Consider the following 7,386-nt stretch of genomic DNA (forward strand, 5'->3'; position numbering starts at 1 on the left):
GCAGGGGGACAAGGGGAAAGACTTGTTGCAAGTTCTCACCTCTTGTCACCTTGTGCCCTTATCTCCCCTGTTTTTTACCTGTTATCTCTCTAATTTAAAGTTTAGGAGGCGATCGTACTCCTTTTTGATTACCTCATAACACTCACAAGAAGCCTCTTCTAGCCCCTGCCGATCAATGGTTTTGATTTTCTTTCGGCCGCATTTGATAAGACCTTTCTTTTCCAGGAGATGGGCAGTTTCGGTAATGCCAGAACGGCGCACGCCCAGCATGTGGGAGAGGAACTCATGGGACAGGATCAGTTCATCTGAGTAGAGACGGTCACTGGACTCAAGCAACCAACGGGCCATGCGTTTTTCTATAGTATGAATGCGGTTGCAGGCAACATTCTGCGAGATTTGCGCGATATAAGCTTGTGTGTATTTCAGCATCATGTCCCGCAGCGACTTATTGGTGTCAAACTCATCCAGCAGCAGATATGCCTTCATTTTCACCGCTTTGCCAGGAACCTGAACGATGTACTCGGTCTGCGTCGTCTCTCGACCGCCCATGAAGGCGTTGATCCCTACCATCTCGCGGCTTCCGACCACTCCGGCTTCAACCGTGCTGCCGTCCATCATTGTGATGGTGACTGAGATTAAGCAGGTGAGAGGGAAGTAGACTTCTTCGATGGTTTCGCCGGGTCGGTTGAGTATCTCACTGTATGAAAGCTCGACCGACTCCATTTTGTTTTCTATCTGCTTGTACACCTCGCGGGGCAGGGCGGCGAGCAGAAGGTTTTGAGTAGCCATATTTTTCTTAAAGCTTGTTTATTAACTATTTTTAATATTGTTAAGCTATGGGATCTGAAGATTTATAAGGATAACTACGGGAGGTTCGCCAATTTTGAAGAGATATTGGCCAGCAATTTTTTAATAATTAGCTAATACCTTTTTAAGGTTTTCACGCCAAGTAAACTTTTGCAATCCGTATTAATTAAACGTATTCTTTCCTTTTTATATGCCACCCCGCCAAAGCTGTGCTTTGTCTCTCCTCCCCGCTCTTCGGGAGGGGTTGGAGGAGGGGTTCTTTTATTACGGGTATATTTGGCAGACATGCTCTCAATCAAGGTGATATTTGACCTTCTGACCGAACAAGCGCCGGCAAATAGCCAATCTAATTGGCGCATTTATTGATTAGGTGTGTCAAGGCATCAATCAGGCGATCGCTTTCCATCGGTACAATGTCCTTTCCATGCATTACATTTTGAGTAATATGAAAATGCACCAATGCTCCTAAGAGAATTCTCGCTGTTGCCTCTGGGTCAGGTATGTTTAATTCAGGAGCCGCCAAGTATTGAGTGAGAGTTTGGGCTACTGGCTTAATCATCGCCCGAACACAAATTTGAGCTAACTCAGGAAAACGCCCAGATTCCCCTATTACTACTCGCATAAATGCACTATGTTCTTTGTCGTTAATCATCTGCTCTAATGCTTTGGTTGTTACCTGGTGCAGTATGACGGCTGGTTCTCCCTCAATAGGTTCTGTGCCAAAAATGGAGCTGTTCTTTTTGCTTGTCAGTTGCTCTAAGAGTACTTTAAAAAGTCCTTCTTTATCTTGAAAGTGGCTGTAGACTGTCGCTTTAGAAACACCTGCTGCTACCGCTACCCGATCCATGCTTGTACCAGCATAGCCATGTTGAAGGAATTCTTGCATTGCTCCTTGCAGAATTTGTTCCACTTTATCAACGGAATTGTCTCGATCCACTTCGCCAGCTTTGATGCGTACCATTTTTTAATCATCCTTTCTTATAAGTAAGTCGGCACAATAAAACCAAACTGTGTGAAGAAAAGTAAACAAAGCTCAAACTCTTTTTCCCCCAGCTAATAGCCCCCAGCAACAACTGCCTTATCTCAACGATAATTATTTACGCCGACCTACTTAAACATATTAATAGATGCTGCAAAATGCCCCAGTACAAAATGGCGAAAATAAACATACCCTTCGATAAAGCTCAAAAGCCTCTATTGTCAGCTTTCCTCTCTTCTACTTTCTTGTAGTTGACAATTAATGCCAATAGGGAATAGCATTCAGCTGCATAATGCCTTTGCAAATTGATTGACAAGTTTAGTTGTATCATGTTGACTAAACTAGTCCGTTTAGTTTAGCATAAATTGAACTGGACAGTTTAGTACAAGTTGCTACTGGTGGTAAGGGGAAAATAGTATGGAGCAAAACAGGAATTCAGAGGGTTTAAGGTCTTCTCAGAATCTTTTGCGATCGCCTCTTCTACTTGCAATAATTGCAGCTTTTGCGACAGGTGCATTCGGTGTTTATACAGTATTAAGGCTTCAGGCTGCAACTAATGAAAAGCAAAAAGCACCAGTAGCAGTTCAGCCTGTGGTAAAAACAGTAACAGCATTAGGGCGGTTGGAACCAAAGGGAGAGGTAATAAAACTGTCAGCGCCTTCTTCAAATGGTGAAGGAAATCGCGTAGAGCAACTATTGGTGAAAGAAGGCGATCGCGTCAAAGCTGGGCAGGTAGTTGCGATTATGGACAACCGCAATCGCCTACAAGCTACTTTGGGTGAAGCACAAAAACAAGTTCAAGTTGCCAAATCCCGCCTTAACCAAGTAAAAGCTGGAGCCAAACAGGGAGAAATTGGAGCGCGTCAAGCTACGGTGAATCGTGTACAAGTAGAACTACAAGGAAACATTAAAACTCAGCAAGCCACAATTAATCGTCTAGAAGCAGAACTCCTTGGGCAACAACGCAGCTTGCAAGCAACAGTGGCTCGCGTCGCAGCCGAAAAAGGTAATGCTCAAGCTGACGTGCAGCGCTACGAGACTTTATACAAAGCAGGAGCAATTTCTAGCCAGGAAGTTGATAAAAGACGCCTAAGCGCCGAAACTTCTACTCAAGCCTTAATTGAAAGCCAAGCCACCCAGACAAGAACTGTAGCGACCCTACAACAGCAGCTTAACGAAGCAAAAGCCAACCAGGATCAAACCCTCGCCAGCTTGCAACAGCAGATTAACGAAGCAAAAGCTAACCTAAATCAAACTACTGAAGTTCGTCCCACAGATATAGCAAATGCACAAGCAGAGATAGACAGTGCTCAAGCCACTGTGGAGAAAATTAGAGCAGAACTGGCAGAGGCATACGTTGTAGCTCCTAAAGCCGGTCGAATTTTGGAGATTAATACACGAGCCGGAGAAACTGTAGGTAATGAAGGAATTGTGGCTTTAGGTCAAACCGACCAGATGTATGCAGTAGTAGAAGTCTACCAAAGTGATATCAAGAGAGTGCGTCCGGGACAGGATGTGCTGGTAAGCAGTGATTCCCTCCGCAATGAATTAGAGGGAAGAGTCGATTGGATTGGTATGCAGGTAAAGCGGCAAAATCTGATCAACGCTGACCCCTCTAGCAATATTGATGCCAGAGTAGTGGAAGTCCATGTGCAACTAAATAAACTATCCAGCCAAAATGCTTCTAACTTAACTAATTTGCAAGTCAAGGCGGTAATTGAACTGTGATTGGATTTATCCAGCAACTGCGGCGGCGAACGCCTTTAGGATGGCTGCAACTGAGTCATGAAAAAGGTCGTCTTTTGGTAGCATTGTCAGGTATTGCCTTTGCCGATGTTCTGATGTTCATGCAGCTAGGGTTTCAGAATGCCCTGTTTGAAAGTAACACAATGCTGCATCGGAGTATGCAGGCTGATATGTTTGTCATCAGCCCCCAAGCACGTAACTTAGCATATATGTCTAACTTTACGCGGCGGCGGTTGTATCAAGCAATGGATGTACCAGGTGTAAAGTCGGCAGAAGGAATGTATGTCAACATTGTTGATTGGAAAAATCCCCAAACACATCAGAAAACGACAATATTAGTTATGGGGTTCAATCCCGATCGGCAAGTGTTGAACTTAGCGGATGTGAATCGCCAGATAGATGCTATTAAGCTACCAGATACCGTTCTGTTCGATCGCGCCTCTAGAGGAGATTACAATGAAGCGATCGCCAAAATTGAACAAGGTAAACCTGTCACAACCGAAATAGAACGGCGGACAATTACTGTTAGCGGCTTATTTTCAGTCGGGGCTTCTTTCATAGCCGATGGTACTTTGATCACCAGCGACCAGAACTTTCTGCGGCTATTTCCCAGACAAGAAGCCAGCAGTGTCAGTCTCGGTTTAGTGCAGCTGCAACCAGGCTATGATCCAAAACAGATGAAAGCAGCTTTAGAATCTCATTTAGATAATGATGTTAAAGTTTTAACCAAAGCAGAATTTCTCGAATTTGAAATAAATTACTGGAAAACAAATACGGCGATCGGATTTATCTTCAGCCTGGGTGTAGCAATGGGGTTTTTGGTGGGCGTGATTATCGTCTATCAAGTTCTTTCTACAGATGTGAATTCCCACATGAAAGAATACGCCACTTTTAAAGCAATGGGATATAACAATCTCTACTTATTAGGTGTGGTGTTTGAAGAGGCGATAATTTTGGCGATTTTGGGCTTTATCCCAGGAGCGATCGCACCTTTAGGACTTTATCATTTAACTCGTAATGCCACCAATTTGCCAGTTTACATGACCGTTGCACGGGCCTTGACGGTATTAACACTGACTATGATTATGTGCATAATTTCTGGTGCGATCGCCACCCGGAAATTACAGTCTGCCGACCCCGCAGATATGTTCTAGGAAATAGGGACTGGGGACTGGGGACTAGGGGGATAAGGGAGAATAACCAACCCTAATACCCAATCCCCAACACCCAATCCCCAATCCCCAATCCCCAATCCCTAAATATGCCTCCTGTAATCTCTGTAAAAAATCTCGACCACTATTTTGGTCATGGTCAACTCCGCAAGCAAGTTCTCTTTGATATCAACCTGGATATTAACGCTGGCGAAATTATTATTATGACTGGGCCTTCTGGTTCTGGTAAAACTACACTTCTCACCTTAGTCGGTGGCTTGCGTTCTGCCCAATCTGGCAGTTTGCAAATATTGGAACAAGAACTGTGTGGCGCTAACAAAGGACAACTTACCCAAGCGCGACGCAGTAACGGTTATATTTTCCAAGCGCACAACTTGCACGGTAGCCTGACAGCACTCCAGAACGTCAGAATGGGCTTAGAAGTACATAATAATATTTCGCCGCCAGAAATGAAAACCCGGTCAGCCCTAATGTTAGAGGAGGTAGGATTAGGAGATCGCCTGAATTATTATCCTGATGATTTATCTGGGGGACAAAAACAACGGGTAGCGATCGCTCGTGCTCTAGTTGGTCGTCCTAAAATTGTCTTAGCGGATGAACCCACCGCCGCCCTTGACAGTAAATCGGGACGAGATGTGGTCAACCTGATGCAAACACTAGCTAAAGAACAAGATTGTACGATTCTTTTGGTTACTCATGACAACCGCATTCTAGATATTGCCGATCGCATCGTCTACATGGAAGATGGCAAGTTAGTAAATGACGGTGCTGTTGTTGCAGCCAGTTAGGCTGGTTCTCCTCAAAATGTTTTCTTAACAACAATAATAGCCAATTTTGATAGAAAAATCGTCTCTGTAATTTTACTAATGCCAATCTAGCGACTCATCTGCTAGAGATTTGAAAGGTTTACTGTTATATAATAAATGCTTGCTAGAGTCTGGAGTGCATCAATTGTAGGCATCGATGCCGTCAAAGTCGGCGTGGAAGTCGATGTGTCAGGGGGATTACCGGGAATTGTTGTCTTGGGACTGCCAGATTCAGCGATTCAAGAATCCAGAGAAAGAGTCAAAGCAACGCTGAAGAATGCAGGTTTCGCCTTTCCCATGCGAAAAATTGTGATCAATTTAACTCCGGCAGACTTACGCAAAGAAGGCCCCTGTTTCGATTTGCCTATTAGTGTGGGAATTTTGGCGGCTTCTGAGCAAGTTAGCGCTGATTTGTTGGGGGATTATCTATTTTTGGGCGAAGTCTCTCTGGATGGCAGTTTGCGTCCGGTGGCTGGTGTCTTGCCGATCGCAGCAGCAGCCCAAAAAATGGGAATTGCAGGTTTAGTTATCCCTGCTGATAATGCCCAAGAAGCGGCTGTGGTTCAAGACTTGGCTGTTTACGGCTGCAAACATCTGTCTGATGTGGTGGATTTTTTAAATAATCCGGGACGTTACAAACCTGTGCAGATTGATGGCACAACCGAGATAGCAGCAGTATCCTACCCTGGCACAGATTTACATGATGTGAAAGGACAAGCTCATGCGCGTCGTGCTTTAGAAATTGCTGCTGCTGGCGGGCATAATTTAATTTTTGTTGGGCCGCCTGGTAGTGGGAAAACTATGTTAGCACGACGCTTACCAGGAATTTTACCGCCTTTGAGTTTTGCCGAATCTTTAGAAGTGACTCGCATCCATTCGGTGGCTGGTTTATTGAAAAATCGTGGTTCATTGGTACGCGATCGCCCTTTTCGCAGCCCCCACCACTCAGCATCCGGGCCTTCTCTTGTGGGTGGTGGTAGCTTCCCTCGTCCTGGAGAAATATCATTATCTCACAGGGGTGTGCTGTTTCTTGACGAATTAACTGAGTTTAAACGAGATGTTTTAGAATTTCTGCGTCAGCCTCTGGAGGATGGCTACGTGACGATTTCCCGCACCAAACTATCGGTAATGTTTCCTGCACAGTTTACTTTGGTGGCGAGTACCAATCCCTGTCCTTGCGGTTATTATGGCGATACCATCCAACAATGTACTTGTTCTCCTCGTCAACGCGAGCAATATTGGGCAAAACTTTCTGGGCCGTTAATGGATCGAATTGATTTACAAGTTGCGGTGAATCGCTTGAAACCAGAAGAGATTACCCAACAACCTACCGGAGAAACATCTACATCAGTACGAGAACGAGTTCAACAAGCAAGCGATCGCGCAATTACCCGCTTCCAAGGAGAAGCAAATCTGCGTTGTAATGCCCACATGCAGAGTCATCATCTCCAGAAATGGTGCAAGCTAGATGATGCTAGCCGCAGTTTATTAGAAGTAGCAATTAGGAAATTAGGTTTATCGGCAAGAGCAAGCGATCGCATTCTCAAAGTAGCACGGACTATTGCAGACTTAGCCGCAGAAGATGAGCTAAAAACCAATCATGTAGCAGAAGCAATCCAATATCGCACAATTGATAGAATGCAGTAGGAATCTTGTGATGATGGCTTAAGTCTGTTAAGGGTTGAGGCTAGGGGGACAACTCAACCTTTGGAACTTTTCAGATAGTGCAGCTCGGGGAGTTGATTACAACTTTACCGCCACTAAGGTCTCTGACTTTCAAAACTAGGCACAAGGGTTTAGTGAATTCGTAGCGCACTTGCTCTATTGAACTCGGCAGTTGAGCCTTTTTACTCGGCAGTTGAACCTTTTTACTCGG

The 7,386-nt window shown here is 44.8% G+C and carries 6 protein-coding genes; 4 read left to right on the forward strand and 2 right to left on the reverse strand.

Translation table 11 applies throughout. The annotated features are described in order from the left end of the window. Positions 1–81 precede the first annotated feature (81 nt). A complete protein-coding gene (locus tag ACFFAP_RS33105; protein WP_375515189.1) occupies positions 82–789 on the reverse strand; it encodes a Crp/Fnr family transcriptional regulator in 708 nt (235 codons plus the stop codon). 364 nt (positions 790–1,153) lie between these two features. Next, a complete protein-coding gene (locus ACFFAP_RS33110; protein ID WP_375515190.1) occupies positions 1,154–1,768 on the reverse strand; it encodes a TetR/AcrR family transcriptional regulator in 615 nt (204 codons plus the stop codon). Between the two features lie 435 nt (positions 1,769–2,203). Here ACFFAP_RS33110 and ACFFAP_RS33115 point away from each other — a divergent pair, with 435 nt between their 5' ends. The 4 genes from ACFFAP_RS33115 to ACFFAP_RS33130 all read left to right on the forward strand — a co-directional run bounded on the left by ACFFAP_RS33115 (position 2,204) and on the right by ACFFAP_RS33130 (position 7,157). Beyond that, entirely contained in the window at positions 2,204–3,514 is a 1,311-nt protein-coding gene (locus ACFFAP_RS33115) for an HlyD family efflux transporter periplasmic adaptor subunit (RefSeq protein WP_375515191.1), read from the forward strand. Continuing rightward, positions 3,511–4,686 carry an ABC transporter permease DevC gene (devC, locus tag ACFFAP_RS33120; RefSeq protein WP_375515192.1) on the forward strand — a complete coding sequence of 392 codons (1,176 nt, stop codon included), beginning with the start codon at positions 3,511–3,513 and terminating at the stop codon, positions 4,684–4,686. Before ACFFAP_RS33115 ends, devC begins: the two co-directional genes overlap by 4 nt. A gap of 107 nt (positions 4,687–4,793) precedes the next feature. Next, positions 4,794–5,492 carry a DevA family ABC transporter ATP-binding protein gene (locus ACFFAP_RS33125; protein WP_375515193.1) on the forward strand — a complete coding sequence of 233 codons (699 nt, stop codon included), beginning with the start codon at positions 4,794–4,796 and terminating at the stop codon, positions 5,490–5,492. A gap of 135 nt (positions 5,493–5,627) precedes the next feature. Continuing rightward, the gene (locus ACFFAP_RS33130) at positions 5,628–7,157 is read left to right on the forward strand and encodes a YifB family Mg chelatase-like AAA ATPase (RefSeq protein ID WP_375515194.1); all 1,530 of its coding nucleotides are present in this window, start codon (positions 5,628–5,630) and stop codon (positions 7,155–7,157) included. Positions 7,158–7,386 lie beyond the last annotated feature (229 nt).

Source organism: uncultured Nostoc sp. (genome assembly GCF_964245575.1).
In the GTDB taxonomy this organism is placed as follows: domain Bacteria; phylum Cyanobacteriota; class Cyanobacteriia; order Cyanobacteriales; family Nostocaceae; genus Nostoc.

Coding starts and splice junctions, on each gene's coding strand:
- ACFFAP_RS33105 (WP_375515189.1), bottom strand. CDS start 789: ATGGCTACTCAAAACCTTCTGCTCGCCGCCCTGCCCCGCGAGGTGTAC.
- ACFFAP_RS33110 (WP_375515190.1), bottom strand. CDS start 1,768: ATGGTACGCATCAAAGCTGGCGAAGTGGATCGAGACAATTCCGTTGAT.
- ACFFAP_RS33115 (WP_375515191.1), top strand. CDS start 2,204: ATGGAGCAAAACAGGAATTCAGAGGGTTTAAGGTCTTCTCAGAATCTT.
- ACFFAP_RS33125 (WP_375515193.1), top strand. CDS start 4,794: ATGCCTCCTGTAATCTCTGTAAAAAATCTCGACCACTATTTTGGTCAT.
- ACFFAP_RS33130 (WP_375515194.1), top strand. CDS start 5,628: ATGCTTGCTAGAGTCTGGAGTGCATCAATTGTAGGCATCGATGCCGTC.